The 20,703-nt window shown below is 73.6% G+C and carries 25 protein-coding genes; 14 read left to right on the top strand and 11 right to left on the bottom strand.

The annotated features are described in order from the left end of the window. Positions 1 to 71 precede the first annotated feature (71 nt). Entirely contained in the window at positions 72 to 635 is a 564-nt protein-coding gene (locus tag ACWHYA_RS05410; protein WP_425943328.1) for a DinB family protein, read from the top strand. 154 nt (positions 636 to 789) lie between these two features. On the opposite strand, the gene ACWHYA_RS05405 is transcribed toward ACWHYA_RS05410, so the two are convergent. Further along, positions 790 to 1,065 carry an HU family DNA-binding protein gene (locus ACWHYA_RS05405; protein WP_425943329.1) on the bottom strand — a complete coding sequence of 92 codons (276 nt, stop codon included), beginning with the start codon at positions 1,063 to 1,065 and terminating at the stop codon, positions 790 to 792. A gap of 411 nt (positions 1,066 to 1,476) precedes the next feature. Between ACWHYA_RS05405 and ACWHYA_RS05400 the strand changes: the two genes are divergently transcribed. The 3 genes from ACWHYA_RS05400 to ACWHYA_RS05390 all read left to right on the top strand — a co-directional run bounded on the left by ACWHYA_RS05400 (position 1,477) and on the right by ACWHYA_RS05390 (position 4,731). Continuing rightward, positions 1,477 to 2,571: an ABC transporter substrate-binding protein gene (locus ACWHYA_RS05400; protein WP_425943330.1), complete on the top strand. Its 1,095-nt coding sequence runs from the start codon at positions 1,477 to 1,479 to the stop codon at positions 2,569 to 2,571. Between the two features lie 82 nt (positions 2,572 to 2,653). After that, positions 2,654 to 3,739: a FecCD family ABC transporter permease gene (locus ACWHYA_RS05395; RefSeq protein WP_425943331.1), complete on the top strand. Its 1,086-nt coding sequence runs from the start codon at positions 2,654 to 2,656 to the stop codon at positions 3,737 to 3,739. Next, a complete protein-coding gene (locus ACWHYA_RS05390) occupies positions 3,736 to 4,731 on the top strand; it encodes an ABC transporter ATP-binding protein (protein ID WP_425943332.1) in 996 nt (331 codons plus the stop codon). Before ACWHYA_RS05395 ends, ACWHYA_RS05390 begins: the two co-directional genes overlap by 4 nt. 115 nt (positions 4,732 to 4,846) lie before the next feature. Here the strand turns inward: ACWHYA_RS05390 and ACWHYA_RS05385 are convergent, their stop codons facing one another. From ACWHYA_RS05385 to ACWHYA_RS05375, 3 genes are read right to left on the bottom strand one after another with little or no spacing between them, the layout of a single operon-like run. Further along, positions 4,847 to 5,236 carry a type II toxin-antitoxin system VapC family toxin gene (locus ACWHYA_RS05385; protein ID WP_448095561.1) on the bottom strand — a complete coding sequence of 130 codons (390 nt, stop codon included), beginning with the start codon at positions 5,234 to 5,236 and terminating at the stop codon, positions 4,847 to 4,849. Between the two features lie 8 nt (positions 5,237 to 5,244). Continuing rightward, positions 5,245 to 5,469 carry a type II toxin-antitoxin system Phd/YefM family antitoxin gene (locus ACWHYA_RS05380; RefSeq protein ID WP_425943334.1) on the bottom strand — a complete coding sequence of 75 codons (225 nt, stop codon included), beginning with the start codon at positions 5,467 to 5,469 and terminating at the stop codon, positions 5,245 to 5,247. 32 nt (positions 5,470 to 5,501) lie between these two features. Further along, positions 5,502 to 5,699, bottom strand: coding sequence for a hypothetical protein (locus tag ACWHYA_RS05375; RefSeq protein ID WP_425943335.1), 198 nt, complete (start codon positions 5,697 to 5,699; stop codon positions 5,502 to 5,504). 149 nt (positions 5,700 to 5,848) lie between these two features. Between ACWHYA_RS05375 and ACWHYA_RS05370 the strand changes: the two genes are divergently transcribed. The 6 genes from ACWHYA_RS05370 to ACWHYA_RS05345 all read left to right on the top strand — a co-directional run bounded on the left by ACWHYA_RS05370 (position 5,849) and on the right by ACWHYA_RS05345 (position 11,229). After that, positions 5,849 to 6,400, top strand: coding sequence for a bifunctional adenosylcobinamide kinase/adenosylcobinamide-phosphate guanylyltransferase (locus ACWHYA_RS05370; RefSeq protein WP_425943462.1), 552 nt, complete (start codon positions 5,849 to 5,851; stop codon positions 6,398 to 6,400). Continuing rightward, positions 6,397 to 7,497: a nicotinate-nucleotide--dimethylbenzimidazole phosphoribosyltransferase gene (gene cobT, locus ACWHYA_RS05365; RefSeq protein WP_425943336.1), complete on the top strand. Its 1,101-nt coding sequence runs from the start codon at positions 6,397 to 6,399 to the stop codon at positions 7,495 to 7,497. Before ACWHYA_RS05370 ends, cobT begins: the two co-directional genes overlap by 4 nt. Positions 7,498 to 7,504: 7 nt before the next feature. Next, positions 7,505 to 8,389, top strand: coding sequence for an adenosylcobinamide-GDP ribazoletransferase (locus ACWHYA_RS05360; protein ID WP_425943337.1), 885 nt, complete (start codon positions 7,505 to 7,507; stop codon positions 8,387 to 8,389). Between the two features lie 214 nt (positions 8,390 to 8,603). Beyond that, on the top strand, positions 8,604 to 8,879 hold the full coding sequence (locus ACWHYA_RS05355; protein WP_431473284.1) for a DUF4212 domain-containing protein: 276 nt from the start codon (positions 8,604 to 8,606) through the stop codon (positions 8,877 to 8,879). Next, positions 8,879 to 10,621: a sodium:solute symporter family protein gene (locus ACWHYA_RS05350; RefSeq protein ID WP_425943339.1), complete on the top strand. Its 1,743-nt coding sequence runs from the start codon at positions 8,879 to 8,881 to the stop codon at positions 10,619 to 10,621. Before ACWHYA_RS05355 ends, ACWHYA_RS05350 begins: the two co-directional genes overlap by 1 nt. Positions 10,622 to 10,815: 194 nt before the next feature. Beyond that, positions 10,816 to 11,229 carry a hypothetical protein gene (locus ACWHYA_RS05345; RefSeq protein ID WP_425943340.1) on the top strand — a complete coding sequence of 138 codons (414 nt, stop codon included), beginning with the start codon at positions 10,816 to 10,818 and terminating at the stop codon, positions 11,227 to 11,229. 248 nt (positions 11,230 to 11,477) lie between these two features. On the opposite strand, the gene ACWHYA_RS05340 is transcribed toward ACWHYA_RS05345, so the two are convergent. After that, positions 11,478 to 11,843 carry an ArsR/SmtB family transcription factor gene (locus tag ACWHYA_RS05340; RefSeq protein ID WP_425943341.1) on the bottom strand — a complete coding sequence of 122 codons (366 nt, stop codon included), beginning with the start codon at positions 11,841 to 11,843 and terminating at the stop codon, positions 11,478 to 11,480. A 54-nt stretch (positions 11,844 to 11,897) separates the two neighbouring features. Here ACWHYA_RS05340 and ACWHYA_RS05335 point away from each other — a divergent pair, with 54 nt between their 5' ends. Next, complete coding sequence (locus ACWHYA_RS05335) at positions 11,898 to 13,049, top strand: cation diffusion facilitator family transporter (RefSeq protein WP_425943342.1); 1,152 nt, start codon at positions 11,898 to 11,900, stop codon at positions 13,047 to 13,049. Positions 13,050 to 13,134: 85 nt separating this feature from the next. Here the strand turns inward: ACWHYA_RS05335 and ACWHYA_RS05330 are convergent, their stop codons facing one another. Both ACWHYA_RS05330 and ACWHYA_RS05325 read right to left on the bottom strand, forming a co-directional pair. Next, positions 13,135 to 14,100: a succinylglutamate desuccinylase/aspartoacylase family protein gene (locus ACWHYA_RS05330; RefSeq protein ID WP_431473287.1), complete on the bottom strand. Its 966-nt coding sequence runs from the start codon at positions 14,098 to 14,100 to the stop codon at positions 13,135 to 13,137. 53 nt (positions 14,101 to 14,153) lie between these two features. After that, positions 14,154 to 14,642 (bottom strand): ATP-dependent zinc protease family protein, encoded by a 489-nt coding sequence (locus ACWHYA_RS05325; protein WP_425943344.1) that lies wholly within the window; start codon positions 14,640 to 14,642, stop codon positions 14,154 to 14,156. 25 nt (positions 14,643 to 14,667) lie between these two features. Between ACWHYA_RS05325 and ACWHYA_RS05320 the strand changes: the two genes are divergently transcribed. Beyond that, complete coding sequence (locus tag ACWHYA_RS05320) at positions 14,668 to 15,867, top strand: RimK family alpha-L-glutamate ligase (protein WP_425943345.1); 1,200 nt, start codon at positions 14,668 to 14,670, stop codon at positions 15,865 to 15,867. A 104-nt stretch (positions 15,868 to 15,971) separates the two neighbouring features. Here ACWHYA_RS05320 and ACWHYA_RS05315 read toward each other — a convergent pair whose 3' ends face one another. The 3 genes from ACWHYA_RS05315 to ACWHYA_RS05305 form a co-directional block, all read right to left on the bottom strand. Continuing rightward, a complete protein-coding gene (locus tag ACWHYA_RS05315) occupies positions 15,972 to 16,574 on the bottom strand; it encodes a hypothetical protein (RefSeq protein WP_425943346.1) in 603 nt (200 codons plus the stop codon). A gap of 102 nt (positions 16,575 to 16,676) precedes the next feature. Further along, positions 16,677 to 18,404, bottom strand: coding sequence for a GMC oxidoreductase (locus ACWHYA_RS05310; RefSeq protein WP_425943347.1), 1,728 nt, complete (start codon positions 18,402 to 18,404; stop codon positions 16,677 to 16,679). A 4-nt stretch (positions 18,405 to 18,408) separates the two neighbouring features. After that, positions 18,409 to 18,873: an SRPBCC family protein gene (locus ACWHYA_RS05305; protein ID WP_425943348.1), complete on the bottom strand. Its 465-nt coding sequence runs from the start codon at positions 18,871 to 18,873 to the stop codon at positions 18,409 to 18,411. A gap of 63 nt (positions 18,874 to 18,936) precedes the next feature. Here ACWHYA_RS05305 and ACWHYA_RS05300 point away from each other — a divergent pair, with 63 nt between their 5' ends. Continuing rightward, positions 18,937 to 19,215 carry a DUF7218 family protein gene (locus ACWHYA_RS05300; RefSeq protein ID WP_425943349.1) on the top strand — a complete coding sequence of 93 codons (279 nt, stop codon included), beginning with the start codon at positions 18,937 to 18,939 and terminating at the stop codon, positions 19,213 to 19,215. Positions 19,216 to 19,410: 195 nt separating this feature from the next. On the opposite strand, the gene ACWHYA_RS05295 is transcribed toward ACWHYA_RS05300, so the two are convergent. Beyond that, positions 19,411 to 19,587, bottom strand: a complete 177-nt coding sequence (locus ACWHYA_RS05295; protein WP_425943350.1) for a hypothetical protein — start codon at positions 19,585 to 19,587, stop codon at positions 19,411 to 19,413. A gap of 145 nt (positions 19,588 to 19,732) precedes the next feature. Here ACWHYA_RS05295 and ACWHYA_RS05290 point away from each other — a divergent pair, with 145 nt between their 5' ends. Continuing rightward, a complete protein-coding gene (locus tag ACWHYA_RS05290; protein ID WP_425943351.1) occupies positions 19,733 to 20,668 on the top strand; it encodes a LysR family transcriptional regulator in 936 nt (311 codons plus the stop codon). The last annotated feature ends 35 nt before the right edge of the window (positions 20,669 to 20,703 follow it).

Below are 20,703 nucleotides of genomic sequence, written 5' to 3'. Positions count from 1 at the left end.
TCATGCGGACCATCATGCATGGTTATCGATCTGGTGACAAGTGGTTAGGGCAGGCGTGTCACGATGCGGGCATGGACCACGACGCGACAGGCGGTCGCCCCCGGCCGGTACCTCCCGACACCAAGGACTGGACCGTCGTTCTCACCGACGGGTGCGCGGAGTGCGGCTTCGACCCCGACGTCGACGTCCGCACGGTCGGGGAACGCCTGCGTGCGAGCGTGCCGACCTGGCGGTCGCGGCTCGCCGAGGACGACGTGCGCGAGCGCCCCGCCCCCACGGTGTGGTCCCCGCTGGAGTATGCCGCGCACGTGCGCGACGTCCTCGTCGTCATGCGGGAGCGACTGGCCCTGATGCTGGCCGAGGACGGGGCGCAGTTCGCGGGCTGGGACCAGGACCTGGCGGCGGTCGAGGGTCGCTACGCCGAGGAGGATCCGGACGAGGTCGCCCGGCAGCTGGCGGCCGAGGCCGGCTCCACCGCCGAGGCCTTCGACGCCGTTCCGGACGACGCCTGGGGGCGGCGGGGCTACCGGGCGGGGACGGCGTTCACGGTGGCGACGCTGGCGGTGTACCTCCTGCACGACGTGGAGCACCACGTCCACGACGTGGAGAGCTCCGGGCGCGGCGTCACCGGGTGAGGCACGGCCGCTGCGAGGCGGAGCTGCTGAGGGGGCGGCGGGGCCACTGCGGCTGCGAGGCGGAGCTGCTGAGGGCGGCGCGGCTGCTCCGGCGGGAAACGCGCGACGCCCGGCCCCTCGTGGGGACCGGGCGTCGCGACGCGTCTGGGACGGATCAGTCGTTGACGCGGTCCTTCAGCTTCGAGCCCTGCTTGAAGCCGACGGACTTGCTCGCGGCGATCTGGATCTCCGCGCCCGTCTGGGGGTTGCGGCCGGTGCGGGCCGCGCGCTCGCGGACCTCGAAGGTGCCGAAGCCGGGGAACGCGACCTTCTCGCCCTTGGCGAGCTCGGCCGAGACGGCCTCGAGGACGGAGCTGACGACCTTGTCGGCAGCGGCCTGGGTCATGCCCGCCTCACGGGCGACGGCCTCGACGATGACCTTCTTGCTCATGGGTACAGCCTTTCATCGCATGGATGGGTCGCCTCACGGTAGGCAGATCGCGGCCCGGATTGCCAAGCAACACGCCCAGATCCGCGTCGTGGAACGGAAAACGGCCTCTCCGGGACCCTTTCCGGGCCGTCCGGGGCGCCGGCCGGCGCTCGTCGGCCGGGTTCCCGGCGCGGCCCCTGCGCACCCGGGGGTACAGTGACGACGTCGTGCAGACGAAGTCCGGTGAGAACCCGGCACTGTCCCGCAACGGTGGAGCCCCCGACCAGCAGTCGGAGGCCGAGTCCGGTCGAACTGCACGGTGATCCGCACCACACGCCCTCGAGGACCCAGGGCCGGTTCGGACGACGGCCCCGGAACCGCAGGGCCCTGTCGCTCGAGCGAAACCCCACCTCGACCGACAGGAGGACCCCCATGACCGACGCACGCACACCGCATACCCCCGTCCCTCCCCGCTCCGCACGCGCCCATCGCGCACCCCGGACCCTGGCCGCCGCCGCAGCCCTGGGGCTGCTGCTGGCCGGGTGCGCCACCGACGACCCGGACGAGGGTGCGGGTGCACCGGCGACCTCCGCCGGGGACGACACCGAGGACGACGCCACTGGTGAGGCCGCGGGGGCGACCGCGGCGCAGGACGGGAACACCGCCACGGCCGGCGCCGGGGCCGCCGAGGGCGGTGGCGACTTCCCCGTCACCGTCGACACCCCCACGGGTGAGCTGACCCTGGATGAGCGGCCCGAACGGATCGTGTCGCTGTCCCCGGCGGCCACCGAGATCCTCTTCGCGATCGGCGCCGGCGACCAGGTGGTCGCGGCCGACGAGTTCTCGACCTACCCGGCGCAGGCCCCGACGACCGACCTGTCCGGCTTCGAGCCCAACGTGGAGGCGGTCGCGGCCTACGAGCCGGACCTCGTCGTCGTCGCCTACGACCCGGGCGACCTCGTCGCCTCGCTCGACGCCCTGGACATCCCGGTCTTCGTCAACGCCCCGCCGGCCGACGTGGAGAGCGGCTACGACGACATCGCCGCCCTCGGCCTGCTCACCGGGCACGTGGACGAGACCGCCGACGTGGTCGCGCAGATGCGCGCGGAGATGGACGATGCGTATGCCGCCGCGCCGGAGGGTGCGCAGGTGCGGGTGTACCACGAGGTGGACGACACCTTCTTCGCCGCCAGCAGCTCCAGCTTCATCGGCTCGGTCTACGCCGAGCTGGGTGCGGAGAACATCGCCGACGAGGCCGACACGGACGCCAGCGGCTACCCCCAGCTCACCGAGGAGGCGGTCGTCGCGGCGGACCCGGAGCTGATCGTCATCACCGACGAGATCGGCTACGGGCCCGAGGAGGTCGCCGCCCGTCCCGGGTGGTCGGAGGTGACCGCGGTGCAGCAGGACGCGGTGGTCGTGGTGGACGCCGACATCGCCTCGCGCTGGGGACCCCGTCTGCCGCAGCTCGTGCAGACCCTCGCCGAGGCGCTCTCCGAGGCCGCCGCCGTGCCGGCCGGTCGCTGACCGGGCGAGACTCGACCACCTCGACGATCACGACCATCACGACGATCACGACCAACCCCACGCGACCACGACGAGCTCCCCGATGACCTCCACCACCACCGCTCCCCGACCGGGCGACCCGCTGGACCAGGCAGCCGCCCGGGCCTTCCGGCTGACCTGGCCGGCCGTCCTGGGCGCGACCGCACTGCTGGCCCTGGCGGCGCTGGTGTCGGTCACCCAGGGGGCCGCGGGGCTGTCGGTGGAGGGCGTCGTGCGCTCGCTGGTCGGCGCGCTGCCGGGCGTCACGGTGGAACAGACCCTCACCGCCCAGCAGGAGGCCGTGCTGTGGCAGATCCGGCTGCCGCGCACGGCGCTGGCCGCGCTGGTCGGCGCGTCCCTGGCGGTGGCCGGCGCCGGCTACCAGGGGGTCTTCCGCAACCCGCTGGCCGACCCCTACCTGCTGGGCGTCTCGGCCGGGGCCGGGCTCGGCGCCGTGCTGGCGCTCGGCTTCGGGCTCGACCTGTCCTGGGGCCCGGTGGGCGCCCTGCCGGCGGCGGCGTTCCTCGGGGCGCTGCTGGCGGTGACCGGGTCGGTGATGGTGGCCCGCGGCTCGTTCCGCGACCCCGCCACGCTGCTCCTGGCGGGGGTGGCCATGGCCGCCCTGTTCTCCGCCTCGCAGACCTTCGCCCTGCAGCGCCTCGACCAGACCGCGGCCCGGGAGGTCCTCTCGTGGCTGTTCGGCCGGCTGGCCACCCACGGCTGGGCACCGGTCCTGCTGCTGCTGCCCTACGTCCTGCTCGCCGGGCTGGTGCTGGTCCTGCACGCCCGCCACCTGGACGTGCTGCGGCTCGGCGACGACGAGGCGCGGGCGCTGGGCCTGCGGCCGGCCCGCTCCCGCCTCGTCGTCGTGGGGGCCGCCACCCTCATCACCGCCGCCGCGGTGTCGGTCAGCGGCCTCATCGGCTTCGTCGGGCTGGTGACCCCGCACGTGGTGCGACTGCTCGTAGGCCACTCCTACCGGGTCCTCGTGCCGCTGTCGGCCCTCGTGGGCGCCGCGTTCCTCACGGTCGCCGACGTGGGGGCCCGCACCCTGGCCGCCCCCGCGGAGCTGCCCGTCGGCGTCATCACCGCCTTCGTGGGCGCCCCGTTCTTCTCCTTCGTCCTGTGGCGCGGAAGGCAGGATCCATGACCCCCCGTCCCCCTCCACCTCCGACCGCCCGGTCCCTGCCGCTGTCCTCCCGGCTGTCGGGACGGCGGGCGCCCGGGTCGACCTCCGGGGCCACCTCCGGGTCGACCTCCGGGTCGGCCTCCGGGGCCTCGGCCCGGTCGGCCGCGGCACCCCTGCGCCCGCTCGACGCGCTGCGGGTCCGGGACCTGCGGGTCGTCCACGACGGCACCGAGGTGCTGCGGGGCACCGACCTGGACCTGCGCACCGGCGAGTGGCTGGGGCTCATCGGTCCGAACGGCTCGGGCAAGTCGACACTGCTGCGGGCTCTCGTGGGCCTCGTCCCGAGCACCGGCACGGTCGAGCTGGGCACCGGGTCGCTGCCCGGCCCCACCGACCTGTCCCTCATGCCGCAGAGCCCCGAGCTGCCTCCGGGCATGAGCGTCGTGGAGTACGTCCTGCTCGGGCGTACCGCGCACGTGGGCTGGCTGCGCTCCGAGTCGGCCGTCGACCGGCGGGTCGCCACCGACGTCCTGCGCCGTCTGGGCCTCACCTCCTTCGCGGAGCGCTCCGTGCGCCGGCTGTCCGGCGGGGAGGCCCAGCGGGTGGTCATCGCCCGGGCGCTCGCGCAGCAGTCACCGGTGCTCCTGCTGGACGAACCGACCAGCGCCCTTGACCTGGGTCACCAGGTCGAGGTGCTGGAGCTGGTCGACGAGCTGCGCCGTCAGGACGGCCTCACCGTCGTCGCCGCCATGCACCACCTCGACTCCGCGGCCCGGTACGCCGACCGCCTCGCTCTGCTGGACCGCGGCCAGCTCGCGGCGCTCGGCACGCCTGTGGAGGTGCTCGAGCCGGAGCTGCTCTCGCGCGTCTACGGGCACCCGGTCCACGTCCACGAGGTCGCCGGCGACCTCGTCGTCGTGCCCGCCCCCCGGGCGCGTCCGACCCGTCGCAGCGCCGACCCACCGGTGGTGCTGGACGAGCGCCGGGGAGGGCGGACCCGGACCGTCTCCTGAGAGGACCCGCATGCGCTGTCTTCCAGCGCGACGGTAGGCGCTCTCCCCAGCACGGCGGGCGGCCTCTCCCAGCTCGACGGCGGGCGGCCTCTGCAGGTCAGGACCGCCGGCGCTGTCACCAGGCTGTGCGGACCGCCTCCAGCGCCGTGAGCGCCGGGTCTGCCGTCACCAGCACCGCGGAGCGGGTCACCGCCTGGGCGGCCAGCATCCGGTCGAAGGGGTCGCGGTGGCTCCACCCGAAGCTGCCAGCGAGGATCGCGTCCTCCGTCGTGATGTCGACGAGCTCCGCCCCCAGATCCTGTGCCTGCTGAGCGAAGGTGGCCACGAGCAGGGCTCCGCCCGGGAGCTTGCCCACCCGGTGCTTCGTGGCCAGCTCCCAGCCGGAGACGGCCGAGACGAGCAGCTGGCGACCGGGGTCGGAGACGAGCGCCCGGGCGTCGTCGGACAACCGGCCCGGCTCGTGGACCGCCCAGACCAGGACGTGCGTGTCCAGCAGGAGAGGCACGCCCGAGGTCACCGTCCCTCCCAGGCGTCCAGCTCCTCGGCAGGCAGGTCGTCGAAGAAGCTGTCAGGGAGGCGGTAGGACCCGGAGCCGAGCCGTCGGGGACGCGGGTCGACGGGAACGAGCCGGGCCACCACGCGGTCACCCCGGGCGAGCAGGATCTCCTCCCCGACCTCCACGCGGGCGAGCAGGGCCGACAGGTGGGTCTTGGCCTGCTGCACCTTCACGACCTCCACCCTCAGGAGACTAGGCTGGTCGACCGGGTTGGTCAACGTGGCTGTTCAGTCATCGCCCCCATGCGGTTGTCGCGACAGCGCGGCCATCGCGAGGGTGTCGTCGACGTGACAACGTCGTTCGACGTCTCGTCGAACCTCACGCCCGCCATCCGGTCGCCGGGGCGGATGTTCTCCGTCATCGTCCGACGCTCCCCTTCCAGGAACGCCGCCGTGTCGGGCGTGCTCTCCAAGGTCCCTCCCCTCCCGCGCACCGCACGCACCGCGCCTCGCGCCGCGTGCCCCGGCACCTCCGGCCGGTGCACGCGAGGCACGGTACGCCGACCCGCCGCGCGGACGGTCGGTCCGTCCACAGGTCCGCGATAGGTTGCCCAGCGTGCCGATGACCTTCCTCACCGGCGGCGCCCGCAGCGGCAAGTCGTCCCTCGCCGTCCGCCGCGCCCGCAGCACCGGGGCCCCCGTGGTCCTCGTCGCGACCGGACGGGCCGACGAGGGTGACACCGAGATGGCCGACCGCATCGCCCGGCACCGGGCCGAGCGGCCCGGTGACTGGCGCACGGTCGAGGAGCCCACCGAGCTGGTCGCCGCGCTGACAGACCTCGACCTCGACCTCGGCGCCGGACCAGGTCCCCGCCCCACGGTCGTCGTCGACTGCCTCTCGCTGTGGGTCTCCCACCTCATGGCGCGCGGCGACGACGAGGCCGGCACCCTCGAGCAGGCGCACGCCCTGGGCCGGTGGGGCGCGGCATACCCCGGGACCGTGCTGGTCGTGACCAACGAGGTCGGCTCGGGCATCGTCCCCATGCACCCGGTCGCGCGTGAGTACCGCGACCGGCTCGGCCGGGTCAACGCGACCGTGGCCGGGTACGCCGACCTGGCCCAGCTCGTGGTGGCCGGGCGCACCCTGACCCTCGACCCCGTGGAGGAGACATGACCCGCCCCGAGCACGACCGGGAGGCGCTGGCCGTCGTCGAGCAGGCCGTGGCCGCGATCCGTCCGCTGGACGCCGACGCCGCAGCCGCTGCGGCGGGAGCCATGGACGGGAAGGTCAAGCCGCTGCGCAGCCTCGGCGAGCTGGAGCGGCTGGCCGCCCGCCTCGCCGGCATCCAGGGCACCGCGCAGCCCCACGTGGACGCTCCGGCGATCGTCGTCTGCGCGGCCGACCACGGCATCGCCAGGAGCGGGGTGAGCGCCTACCCCCAGGAGGTCACCGGGCTGATGCTGCAGGGGTTCGCGGCCGGCACGGCGGCCGTGGGGGTGCTCGCCCGCCAGTCCGGCGTCCGGCTCGTGGTGGCCGACCTCGGTGTCGTCGACCCGCCGCGGATCGAGCCCGGCCAGAACCAGGTGCTCGACCGCCGGGTGCGCGCGGGCACCGCCAACAGCCTGGAGGGGCCGGCGATGAGCGTCGCCGAGGCCCAGCGCGCCGTGGCCCACGGCGTCACGCTCGCCGCCGACCTGGTGGACGAGGGGGCCGACCTGGTCGGCCTGGGGGAGATGGGGATCGGCAACACCACCACCGCGAGCGCGCTGACCGCTGCGCTGCTGGGCCGCGACCCGGCCCGCGTCACCGGACCGGGCACGGGGGTGACGGGCGAGGTGCTCGCCGCCAAGGTCCGTGCGGTCGACGCGGTCCTGCGTCGGCACGAGGGGGCCGGCGGGACCTGGGAGGTGCTGGCCCGGATGGGCGGGCTGGAGATCGCGGCGCTGGCCGGGGTGGCGCTCGGCGCGGCGGCCCGGCGGGTGCCGGTGCTCCTCGACGGGTTCATCAGCACCGCGGGGGCGGTGGTCGCGACCCGGCTGGCCCCGCGGGCCGTCGACGCGATGGTCGCCGCCCACCTCTCCCCCGAGCCCGGGCACGCCGTCCAGCTGGAGGAGCTCGGTCTGGAGCCGGTCCTGCGGCTGGGGATGCGGCTGGGCGAGGGCACGGGGGCGGCGCTGGCCGTGCCGGTGCTCCGGTCGGCGGTCGCGGTGCTGCGCGAGATGGGCAGCTTCGCCGACCTGGGCCTGGCCCAGGACCGGCCGACGGTCTGACCCGGCGGTGGGCACCGGGTTCCTCGACGCCGTCGCGTTCCTGACCCGCGTCCCGGTCCGGCGACGGGCGGGAGGCGGTGGCACGGCGGGTGGGGGCGGGAGCGGTACCGCGGGTGCGACCAGGGGCGGCAGCTCGGGCGAGGGCACGGACCGCGCGGCTCCCGTCGACCTCGCCCGGGCGGCGGTGTGGTTCCCGGTCGTCGGGGCCCTGCTCGGTGCGACGGCCCTGCTCCTGGGCCTCCTGCTGGCGACGTGGACCGGGGTCCTCGTCGCGGTGGTCCTCGTGCTCGTCGTCGAGCATCTGCTCACCGGCGCGCTGCACCTCGACGGCCTGGCAGACCTCGCGGACGCCTCGGGCGGCCGGGACCGCGCGGCGCGCCTGCGGATCATGAAGGACCACGCCACCGGCGTCTACGGGACGACCGCCGTGGTGCTCGCGCTGCTGCTCGAGGGGGCTCTGCTGGTCGAGGTCCTGACGGCCGGTGCGGTCACGGGCCCGGCGTCCGGGATCCTGGGCACCGGCCGGGGTGCGGACGGCCCCGCCGGGTGGCTCGCGGCCGCCCTGCTCGGCGCGACGGCCTGGTCCCTGTCCAGGGCGGCGATGCTGCCGGTCGCCCTGCTGCTGCCCTACGCCCGAGAGGACGGGACCGGCCGGGCGGTGGTGCAGGGACTGGCGCTGCGCCATACCCTCCTCGCCTGGGTCGTGCCGGTCCTGCTCTGCGCGCTGCTGGGGTGGACCGGGGCGGCGATGCTCCTGGCGGCGCTGGGAGCGGCGCTCGTGGTGGGCGCCCACGCCCGGCGGACCCTCGGCGGTGCCACCGGCGACGTGCTCGGCGCCACCGCCCAGCTGGCGCTGCCGGCCGCTCTGCTGGCCGCCGTGCTGACCCTCTGAGGCGCCTCCGCCCCCGACCGTTCGTCCCGCCAGGACGACCGTTCGTCGTCCGGTGGGCGCCGTCGGACGACCCGCGGTCCGGCGGTACTCACCAGGGGGGTGACCCTGGCCCTACCGTGGCGCGGGTCACACCGCCGGGACGTCGGCGGGCCGTCCCCGTCGAGGAGGAGATCACCGTGAGTCCCACCTTCCCACCAACGCCCGAGGTCACCTGATGGACATGGCACAACGCAAGGCCTACTGGCGCCGCAACCTGCGCCTGATGGCGGTCCTGCTCACGATCTGGGCCCTCGTCTCCTTCGGGGCGGGGATCCTGTTCGTCGAGCCGCTGAACGCCGTCAACTTCCTGGGCATGCCGCTCGGCTTCTGGTTCGCCCAGCAGGGTTCGATCCTCACCTTCCTGATCCTCATCGCCGTCTACGTGTGGCGGATGGACAAGCTGGACAAGGCGTTCGGGATCACCGAGTACGAGATGGAGGTGCACCACTGATGGGCGCCGTGCAAGCCTGGACCCTCGTCTTCGTCGTCATCACGTTCAGCCTCTACATCTACATCGCGTACGCCAGCCGGGTGTCCGACACCGCTGGCTTCTACGTCGCCGGCGGCGGCATCCCCGCACCGGCCAACGGGGCGGCGATCGCCGCCGACTGGATGAGCGCCGCGTCGTTCATCTCGATGGCCGGGATCATCGCCTTCAGCAGCAACGGGTATGCCGGTTCGGTCTACCTCATGGGGTGGACGGGTGGCTACGTGCTGCTGGCCCTGCTGCTGGCGCCCTACCTGCGCAAGTTCGGCAAGTTCACCGTTCCCGAGTTCGTCGGCGACCGGTTCTCCGAGACCGCCCGGATCATCGCCGTCATCTCGGCGATCGTCGTCTCCTTCGTCTACGTCGCCGGCCAGATGGCCGGTGTCGGCCTGGTCTTCCAGCGGTTCCTGGGCGTCAACCAGACGCTGGGCGTCATCATCGGCATGGCGATCGTCTTCGCCTACGCCGTCTTCGGCGGCATGAAGGGGATCACCTGGACCCAGGTGACCCAGTACTCCGTGCTGATCGTGGCCTACCTCATCCCCGCGGTGGCCATCTCGCAGAGGCTCACCGGGATCCCGATCCCGCAGATCGGCTTCGGCCAGATCATGGGCGAGCTCAACGCGCTGCAGACCGAGTTCGGGCTCAACGCCTACACCGGGGCGTTCACCCAGATGAACATGCTCAACATGCTGCTCATGACGGCCACGCTGATGTTCGGCACCGCCGGTCTGCCCCACGTCATCGTGCGGTTCTACACCGCCCGCAGCGTGCGCGCCGCCCGGTTCTCGGCCCTGTGGGCGCTGTTCTTCATCTCGCTGCTCTACCTGACGGCTCCGGCCATCGGCGCGTTCAGCAAGTACAACGTGCTCAACCAGATCCCCGGCACGGGCGTCGACGACGTCCCGGCCTGGTTCGCCTCCTGGCGCGACGTCGGCCTCATCACGGTCAACGACCTGAACGGCAACGGCACGATCGACGTCGCCGGCGGCCTGGGCGAGGGCTTCGAGCTCGCCATCAACAACGACATCGTGGTGCTGGCCGCGCCGGAGATCGCGGGCCTGCCGGCCCCGATCATCGGCCTGGTCGCCGCCGGCGGTCTGGCGGCGGCGCTGTCCACCGCCTCGGGCCTGCTGCTGGTCATCAGCTCGGCGGTCGCCAACGACGTCTACTACAAGCGGATCAACCCGCAGGCGACCGAGGCCCGTCAGCTGATGGTCGGGCGGTTCGCCATGGGTGGAGCCATCATCATCGCCGGTTACCTGGGCATCAACCCGCCCGGGTTCGTGGCGCAGGTGGTCGCCCTGGCCTTCGGGCTCGGGGCCGCCAGCTTCTTCCCGATCCTGTTCCTGGGGATCTTCTGGAAGAAGTGCACCGCCAAGGGTGCCGCGGCCGGCATGGCCGCCGGTCTGATCATCACGTTCGCCTACATGATCTGGACGATCCCGATCTACGGCGGCAGCGAGGGCATCTTCGGCATCGCGGCCACCAGCTTCGGATTCGTCGGCATGCTCATCAACTTCGCCGTCACGATCGTGGTGTCGCAGTTCACCGAGAAGCCGACCGAGGTCATGCAGCAGCTGGTCGAGGAGGTCCGCTACCCCGGGCGCAGCGAGCTCGTCGCCGCGCACGCCACGGGCGCCCTGGACGACGAGCTCCTCCACGGGGAGCACCACGACCACGACCCCGACACCCGTCACCCCTGACGGACGTCACCGCCGGTCACCGTGGACCGGCACCATCCGCAGGCCGGCACGGTCGGGGCACCCGCCCCGGCCGTGCCGGGCCGGACCGGCAGGGCGGCGGAGGACCCCCGTCCCCGCCCACCCGCCGGACGGGCCCTCCGGCCCACAGCACACTCCATACCCCTGCAGCACCCTTCGCGTTAGGCTGACTCCCGATGGCGACCCAGACCGCCCCCGTTCGCACCCGCCGCGGCAAGATGCCCGGCCAGATGCGCCTGCTCGCCGCCAGCCTGATGATCCTCCTCGGCGCGTTCGTCCCCTGGCTCTACACCCCGCTCGGCACCATCACCGGCATGCGCGGCCCGGGTCTGTGGACCGCGACCGTCGCCATGCTCGCCCTCGCCGGGGCCCTCGTGCCCGCCCGGTTGCGCCTCCTGGCGATCGTCCAGGCCCTGGCCGCCGCGGCCATCTGCGTCGTGCTGCCGGTCTGGCAGTTCTTCCACATGTTCAGCCTGGTCGGCATGGCCGGCTGGATGCCCGGCCCGGGCCTGCTCCTCACCTTCGCCGGCGGCATCCTCTGCGGCGTGGCCGCCTGGCAGCTCTGGACCATCCGCCCCGTTCAGGCCTGAGCCGGACTGTCGGCCCGGGCGGCCGGCCGCCGCACGGTCACCCGTCGGCAACGGACGCCCCGTGGGCACTGTGCGGCCGAGTGTCGTCCGGTTCGTCCACGAACCTCGGACACCGACCTGCGGAAACGCGCGCCGGGCCCGCACGAACCGGACGACGGTGGGCTCCCGGCGCCCGGCTCGGCCGTCGACGCCATCCGGCGGAGCGCCCCAGGCCACCCGACCCTCGGTCCGGCACCGTTCGGTCCCGCTCAGGCGCGGTAGCGGTGCTGGCCGGGCTCACCCTCGCCGGCGGTGCCGGTCGCGTGCTCGGCGTGCGAGAGGGCCTCGGTGAGGAGCCGCCGCACGTGGTCGTCCTCGGCCCGGTAGAAGACGTAGGTGCCCTCGCGGCGGGTGTGCACGAGGCCGGCGAGGCGCAGCTTGGACAGGTGCTGGCTGACGGCCGTCGGACCGGCCTCGACCAGCTCGGCGAGCGCTCCCACGCTGTGCTCCCCGTGCAGCAGGGCCCAGAGGAGCTTGACCCGGGTCGGGTCCGCGAGCAGCCGGAAGGTGTCCGTCACGGCCCGTGCGTGCAGGTCGTCGGGGACCTGGACCGTCTGGATCGGTTGCTCGTGCACAGGTCCACCTTAGCGAATTCACTATCTTCGCAGATATGCAGATATGCTGGCCTCGTGCGCGAGGACCAGGAGCAGCCCGGTGCGGGATCCGTCCGTGCCCAGGACCCGACCCAGGAGCAGGCGCAGAACCAGCCCCGGCGCGAGGGCCAGGGGCGGCCCCGGCGAGAGGGCGTGATGGGAACCACCACCCGTGGACGCGACGACCACGACCACGACCACGACCACGACCACGACCACGACCACGACCACGACCACGACCAGAGTCTGCTCGGCCGGCTGAGGCACGCGCTCACCCCGCACAGCCACGACCACGCGGAGGCGATCCAGTCGGCGGAGGAGTCCAGCGCCGAGGGCATCCGGGCCGCCTGGATCAGCCTGATCGGGATGGGCGCCACCGCGGTGGTCCAGGTGTTCATCGTCTGGATCTCCGGGTCGATCTCCCTCCTGGCCGACACGGTGCACAACCTCGGGCACCTGGCGACGACGATCCCGCTGATCATCGCCTTCCGGCTGGGGCTGCGCGCCCCCACCCGCCGCTACCCCTACGGCTTCCGACGCGCCGAGGACCTCGTCGGGCTCTTCATCGGTCTCATCATCGCCCTGTCGGCCGCCCTCATCGTCTGGGAGTCGGTGCGGGCGATCGGGGAGCCCCGTGAGCTGACCAACCTGGGCTGGGTGGCGGCCGCGGCGCTGGTGGGGGCGGCCGGGAACGAGGTCGTGGCGCGCTACCGGATCCGGGTGGGGCGCCGGATCAGCTCGGCGGCCCTCGTGGCCGAGGGTCAGCACGCGCGCACCGACGCGCTCACCTCGCTCGCCGTGCTGCTCGGCGTCGGCGGGGCGATGCTCGGATACCCCCAGGTGGACGCTGTCGTCGGACTGCTCATCGCGGCCGTCATCCTTCTGGTGCTGTGGGCCTCGATGCGCACGACCGTGCACCGGCTGATGGACGGGATCGAACCCCAGGTGCTGACCACGCTGGAGGAGGTCACCGCGGCGGTCCCCGGCGTGCGGGCCGTCCGGCAGGCCCGCGCCCGCTGGTCGGGTCACCGGATGGAGGCCGACCTGGAGGTCGACGTGGACCCGGGCCTGACCGTCGGTGAGGCCGACGCGGTCGCTCACGAGGTCAGGAAGGTCCTCACGGCCACGGTGCCGAACCTCGACGGGGTCGCGGTCCACACCTGCGCCGCCCGGGCCGTCCAGTCCTGAGACCCGCCGGGGCAGCGCAGTCGATCGTGGCCCCACCCGGGGCACTGGTCGACTGCACTCCGGCGGGGCCGCGCGAGCGGGCCGCTCAGACGATGACCGGCACCTCGGCCCCGTCGGGTTCGTCGTCGGGGTCGCTGGAGGCGATGTGGACGAGCGCGTCCCCGCTGTTGACCAGCGGGGCCTCCGTCCGGCCGATGACGATGCCGTCCCGGTCTGCCTTGACGATCGCCAGCCGTCGGCCGAACGAGTCGTGCAGCTCCCCCAGCCGCTCGCCGGCGACCACCCGCTGGCCCAACGACACCTCGAGGCCGAGGATCCCCGTGCGCCGGGCGCGGACCCAGCCGCTGCGCCAGCACACCACGCTGGGCCCACCTGGAGGGACCACCTGCTCGTCCTCGGGCAGCATGCCGAGCGCGTGCAGGACCCGCAGCACCCCGTCGACGCCCGCGGTGATCGCCCACTCGTCGAACCGCCAGGCCTCCCCCGCCTCGTAGAGCAGCACCCGGGCGCCTCGCTCGCGGGCCGCCGAGCGCAGGGAGCCGTCGCGCAGCCGGGCGTGGTAGAGCACCGGGGCGCCGAACGCCTCCGCCAGCTCGCGGGTGCGCGGATCCTCCAGGTCGCACCGGATCTGCGGCAGGTTCGACCGCCGGTCGGAGGCGGTGTGCAGGTCGATGCCGACGTCGCACTTGGCCACGATCTCGGTCATCATCAGGTGCGCGATCCGGGCGGCCAACGATCCACGGGCGGCGCCCGGGAAGCTGCGGTTGAGGTCGCGCCGGTCGGGGAGGTACCGGTCGCGGGACATCACCCCGAGGACGTTGACGATCGGCACCGCGATGAGCGTCCCCCGGATCCGACGGGCGGACACCTTGGCCAGCACCCGCCGGATCACCTCGATCCCGACGACCTCGTCACCGTGGATCGCCGCGTCCAGCCACACGGTCGGCCCGTCCTCGCGGCCGTGCAGCACGTGAACCGGCAGGCTGACCTCGGCCCCGGTGACGAGCCTGCTGATCGGCAGGGACACCTCCTGCCGGGACCCCGCACGCACCCGGACGGTGCCGATGGCGAAGGAGGGTCGGGGGCGCCGGCGGGCGGGGGCCACTAGCGGCCCCAGTTCCGCCGGCGCACGGCCCGCTCGGGTCGACCCCCCGCGTAGGAGAGCGCCGGATCGACGAGGAACCCCTGCACGAGCGCCTCCCGGCCGACGAGCATGCGGAAGCCCATCTCGTCCCGGTCGGTCAGGGTCACCTCCGCGTCGACCGAGCGACCGCACAGGAGGAGCTGCAGGAGCACGACATACCTCGTCTCGGTGTGGCCCGAGCTGCTGCGCACGGTGCGCTCGTCGTGCACCGGCAGCTCCACGGTCACCGCGTCCTCGGGGCCGGCCTGCCAGGGGTGGACGTCGAAGCGGACCCACGGCCGTCCGTCCACCGAGACGGGCTGCAGGTCGAACGCGTGCAGCGAGGAGGTGCGCGCCCCGGTGTCCACCTTGGCCTTGACCCAGGGCACGCCGACCGCGTCGAGGCGTACCCACTCACGCCAGCCGACGACGACCTTCGACGGGGTGGTTTCATGGGTCTGCCCAGGCACGTCCCCATCTTGTCAGGAACACCCGATGAAGCTCGCCATCCTCTCGCGGTCGCTGCGCGCCTACTCCACGCAGCGGCTGCGCACGGCCGCCCTCGACCGCGGCCACCAGGTCAAGGTCCTGGACACGCTGCGCTTCGGCATCGACCTGTCCGGACCCGAGCCGGACCTGCACTTCCGCGGCCGGCCGCTGTCGACCTACGACGCCGTGCTGCCGCGGGTGGGGGCGTCGGTGACCTACTTCGGCACCGCGGTCGTGCGGCAGTTCGAGCAGATGGACGTCTACACGCCGAACACCGCCAACGGCATCATGAACAGCCGGGACAAGCTGCGTGCCAGCCAGATCCTGTCGCGCCACGGCATCCCGATGCCGGCGACCGTGCTGGTGCGCAACCGCTCGGAGATCCCGCACGCGATCGAGATGGTCGGCGGCGCGCCCGTCGTGCTCAAGCTGCTGGAGGGCACCCAGGGCATCGGCGTCATCCTCGCCCCCGAGGCCAAGGTCGCCGAGGCCATCGTGGAGACGTTGCACGGCACCAACCACCAGGTCCTCATGCAGAGCTTCGTCAAGGAGAGCAAGGGCACCGACGTGCGCGCCCTCGTCGTCGGCGACCGGGTCGTGGCCGCGATGCGCCGCCGGGCCCAGGGCGAGGAGTTCCGCTCCAACGTGCACCGCGGCGGGACGGTCGAGGCCGTCGACCTCGACCCGGAGTACGCCGAGATCGCCGTCCGCAGCGCCCACATCATGGGGCTGCGGGTGGCCGGCGTGGACATGCTCGAGGGGCGGGACGGACCGCTCGTCATGGAGGTCAACTCCTCCCCCGGGCTGCAGGGCATCGAGGCGGCGACCAAGCTCGACGTCGCGGGCGCGATCGTGGACTACGTCGCCGACCAGGCCGACTTCCCCGACATCGACGTGCGGCAGCGGCTCGCGGTCTCCACCGGCTACGGCGTGGCCGAGATCGCGGTGCTCGCCGGGTCCGAGATGGTCGGTCGCACGATCGGCGACTCGGGCCTGCGCGAGCGGGACGTCCAGGTGCTCACCCTGCACCGCGGCACCCGCGTGATACCCAACCCGGGGGCGAGCAAGGTGCTGGAGGAGGGTGACCGGCTGCTCTGCTTCGGGCGCCACGAGAGCATGCGCTCCCTCATCCCTGCCCGGCGTCGGCGGCCCAAGCGGGTGCGGCGGCTCCCGAAGGAGCCGATCCACGACGTCGTGGAGGCGTGACCGGGACACGGGGAAACCGCGGGCGGGCCCCTGGTGGCGCGCCTCAGGAGGCGCACCGCTACCTGGCCCGTCCGAGCCCGTGGGTGCTGCTCGGACGTGCGACCTCAGTCGGCGGCCCCTCCGCACACCGCCGGGATCGAGACCTCCAGAGGGGAGCCGAGCATGCCGTCCTTGTCGAGGTCGATCCCGTGCACGACGACCTGGAAGCGCTCGGCCATCTGGACGTTGGCCGCGGTGGTCCGGAACGTCCGCTCGTAACGGATCCGGCCGCGCGAGTCCGCCACCGCGTAGTCACCCGAGCCGTCGGTGGCACCCGTGGTGTTCAGGTGCACCTGCACGGGGCCGTAGTACGGAGCCCCCTCGCCGACGCTGATCAGACCGTCGCCGTTCGCATCGGCCATGGGCGTGGTCTTCATGGAGGGGCACCCCATGTCGGGCGCGCCCGGGAACCCGTGGAGGTGCTGCATGTGGAGCACGCTGCCCGGGGTCAGGCCCTCGACACGCACCCGGACGTGCATCATGTCGTTGGGCAGGGTCCGGATGCGAGCCTCGCCGGAGGCCTGGCTGACGGAGGCCTTCTGCACCGCTATGAGCTCGTGGTCGACCCGCACGCTCTCGAACCCCCTGTCGTGGGCGAGAGCCGGGGCGGCGGCCGCGAGCACCAGCGCGGTCGAGGCGAGGGCCAGGGTCCTGGTGACGTTCCTCATGGATGTCCTCCTCGTGCGTGGGCCGGCCGGGGTGGCGGGTCCACAAGGTTGTTCGTCCACGGAGCCCTCAGGGATTGCTCAGGGCAGGGCCGGGTGTGACGGTCAGCCCGCGTCAGGGTCGGTCTCGGTGTCCAGGCGCCGGTATGCCGCGCCGGGCGCGGGGCGGGGGTCGGGCGCCCCCTTGCTCGGCCACATCGACATCGCCCGCTCGGCCTGCGCGGTGATCGTCAGCGACGGGTTGACGCCGAGGTTCGCCGAGATCGTCGACCCGTCGACGACGTGCAGCCCCGGGTGGCCGTGGACCCGGTGGTAGGGGTCGACCACGCCCGTGGCCGGCGAGTCGCCGATGACGCAGCCGCCGAGGAAGTGGGCCGTCATCGGCACGTTGACGACGTCGCCGACGGCGCTGCCGGGTCGTCCGGACAGGTGCCGGGCCATCCGCCGGACGGCCTGGTGGGCGACCGGGATCCAGGTCGGGTTGGGCGCCCCGTGGCCGGGGCCCGAGGTGAGCCGGTAGCGGCCGAGCAGCCCGCGCGCCGCCCGGACGGTGATCGAGTTGTCGAGGGTCTGCATGACCAGCGCGATCGTCGTGCGCTCCGACCAGCGGGACAGCCCGAGCACGTGGTCGACGAGCCCACGGGGGTCGGCGGCGGCGGCCCGCAGCCACCGGCCCGCCCGGCGGACCCGCGCGGGAAGGCCGGCCGCACCGGGGTCGGCGTCCCCGTCGGCGAGGTAGGGGGTGCTGAGCAGGCCCATCGCGTTCTGTCCGCGGCCGTAGCGGCACGGCTCGACGTGGGTGTGCTCGTCGGGGTGGAAGCTGGAGGTGATGGCCACGCCGCGGGTGAGGTCCGGCCCGGCGGCGCCCCGGGGGCGGGTGGCGCCCAGGAGGGCCTCGGAGTTGGTCCGGGTCAGCTCGCCCAACCGGTCGGACAGGTGGGGCAGGTCCCCGTCCCGCCGCAGGCGGTGGAGCAGGTGCTGGGTCCCCCAGGCGCCGGCGGCCAGGACCACGTGGTCGGCGGTGCGGGTATGCCGTGCTCCCGGGCGCAGGCGGGCCAACCGGGTGCCGGTGGGGACGGTGGTGACGGCGTAGCCGCCCTCCGGGCGGGGCCGGACCCGGGTGACCGTCGTGTCCGGCACGATCCGGGCACCCGCCCGCTCGGCGAACCACAGGTAGTTCTTGACCAGCGTGTTCTTGGCACCCACCCGGCATCCGACCATGCACCCGCCGCACTCGGTGCACCCGGTGCGTCGCGGCCCGTCGCCGCCGAAGTAGGGGTCGGCCACCTCGACGCCGGGCTCGAGGGCCCCGTCGCGCCCGAAGAAGACGCCGACGGGGGCGCGGCGGAAGGTGTGGCCGACCCCCATCTCCTCGGCGACCCGGCGGTAGAGCGCGTCCACGGGGGTGAGGGTCGGGTTGGTCACGACGCCGAGCATCCGCTCCGCCGTGCCGAAGTGGGGGTCGAGCTCGGCCCGCCAGTCGGTGATGTGCGCCCACTGGGGGTCGCGGAAGAAGGCGTCCGAGCGGGGCCGGTAGAGCGTGTTCGCGTAGTTCAGCGAGCCGCCACCAACCCCGGCGCCGGCCAGGACGAGCACGTCGCGCAGCAGGTGGATGCGCTGAATCCCCCGCAGTCCCAGCGCGGGCGCCCAGAGGAAGCGGCGCAGGTCCCAGGACGTCGCGGCGAAGTCCTCGTCGGCGAACCGGCGCCCCGCCTCCAGGACCGTGACGGCATACCCCTTCTCCCGCAGCCGTAGCGCGGCGACCGAGCCCCCGAAGCCGCTGCCGACCACGAGGACGTCGCTGTGCTCGGGCTGGCGGCCCTCGGCGACCACGTGTTCAGCGCCCGTCGGCCACGACGGTCTCGAGGCGCTCCAGCGTCTTCTCCATGGACCGGCGCGTGTAGCCCGCGAGCCGACGCACGGCCGGACGGCCCAGGGGCGCCTCGGTGCTCACGTCCCACGTCTCGGTGACCCGGGTGCCGTCCTCGACGGGGACGAGGTCGTAGCGCCAGGTCCGTCCGGTGAACAGCAGCCGGAGGGGGAAGGGGGCCAGCGTGCGCCAGGCGATCGTCCGGTCGGGGTCGAGCGCGACGACCTCGTTGCGGGTGGCGTAGCGCACGCCCCACCGCATGTCCATGCCGAAGCTGTCCCCCTGGCGGAGGGTGCGCGAGCCCCCGCGCGCCGTGGTCACGGTGCCCGATCCGTCGATCTCGGCGTGGCGCGACGGGTCGGCCAGGACCGCGAAGATCTTCTCGGCAGGAGCGGGGATGGTGCGGGTGACGCTGACGCGGTCGGTGCTCATGGGTCAAGGGTCGCACCGCCCTCCCGGGTGGAGGGCAGGGGGCCGTTGCGCGACAGTGGATCCATGGCTGAGAAGCAGAAGGACCAGGACCCCGGACCCAGCGTCAAGGACCCGGAGATGTACGAGGCCCTGCGTGACGACGGGGCCAGCAAGGCCAAGGCTGCCGCGATCTCCAACGCGGCGGCCAACAGCTCCCGGGAGGAGGTGGGGCGCCGGGGCGGGGAGAGCGAGGCGTACGAGGAGTGGACCGTCGAGGAGCTGCAGGAGCGGGCGCGTGAGCTCGACGTCGAGGGCCGGTCCTCGATGACCAAGGACGAGCTGATCGAGGCGCTGCGGTCCTAGCAGCGGGCACGACCGGTCGACCTGCGACCGCCGGCACGCGACAGGACGGAAGACCGGACCGCGGCCACCCCGGCCCCAGGACGACCGGACCGCGGCCACCCCGGCCCCAGGACGACGAGACCGGCGCCGCCCTCGTGAACGAGGACGGCGCCGGTCGGGTCGTGCAGGGCCGGTTCGCAGAACCGGGGGCTGGGATCAGCCGCGCAGGTGCTCCACCGGGCGCCAGGAGGAGCCGGTCTGGGTCAGCACGCGGGTCCCGCGGGCGACACCACGCCCGAGACCGGCCGGCGAGAGCTCACGCGCACCGGCGGCACGGCCGATCACGAGCAGGGTGATGAGGGCCAGGGCGACCAGCAGGGTCAGTTCGAGCATGGGGTCAACCTCCTTGGAGATGATCGGGGGTACGGGGCGACCACCTCCGGCAAGGGATCCGGCTGGTGATCTGTCCCCTACCTTGACAGGGACGTTTCATAAGGACAAGTCACGTTTTCTGGTCGATACCTGTCAGTATTGCTACATGTTCAATCCCGAGCACCTGGTCACCCTCCGCGCCGTGGTCGAGGAGGGGACGGTGCTCGCGGCCGCCGACCGCCTGCGCCTGACCCCCTCGGCGGTGAGCCAGCAGCTCACCCGGCTGCAGCGGCAGGTCGGCCAGCCCGTCATGGTGCGGCAGGGCAGGGGCCTGGTCCCCACCGACGCGGCCGACGTCCTCGTCCGGCTCGCCGAGCGCGTCGTCGACCTGGACGAACGGGCGCGGGCTGAGCTCGAGAGCCTCCGGGAGGAGGTCTCCGGCCCCCTGGTCGTCGCGGCGTTCGCGACGGCGCTGCGCGGACTGGTCAGCCCGGCCGTGACGCTCCTGACGGACCGCCATCCCCACCTGCAGATCACCCTGCGCGAGCACTCGCCCGAGGAGTCGATGCCCGCCCTGCTGCGCGGCGAGGTCGACCTCGTCGTCGTCCACGACTGGACCGACCGGCAGGCCTCGCCGCGCACCGGTCTGCAGGCCCACCTGCTGGGCCTGGACCCCGTCGACCTGGTCACCCTGCGCGACGAGGACCTCACGACCGGTCCCGACGGTGTCGACCTGGACGACCTCGGCGGCCGGGTGTGGATCGACGACACCCCCGGGGTCTACAGCGACTGGCTCCTCGCCGCCCTGGCCCAGCGGGCGCTGCCCCACCGCATCGGGGCGACCGTCGACAGCACCGGGGCCCGGGTGACCCTGGTGGCCCAGGGCTTCGGCATCTGCCTCCTGCCCCGGCTGGGCCGTGACGTCCTGCCCGAGGAGGTGGTGGCCACCCCGCTCGTCGAGGCACCCACCCGGCGCATCCACGCCGTCCACCGCGACGCCAGCACCCGCCGACCCGCGGTGGAGGCCGCCGTGGAGGCCCTGAGCGAGGTCTGGCGGGCGCGGGAGGAGCTGCCCAACTCCCCGGCGGTCGCGCAGGCCTGACCCGCCGGACGGTGGGCCAGCACGGCCACGACGGC

The organism is Ornithinimicrobium carbonis (genome assembly GCF_977012275.1).
Note: the sequence above shows the minus strand (reverse complement) of the source record. Positions and strands in the feature narration are given on the sequence as shown.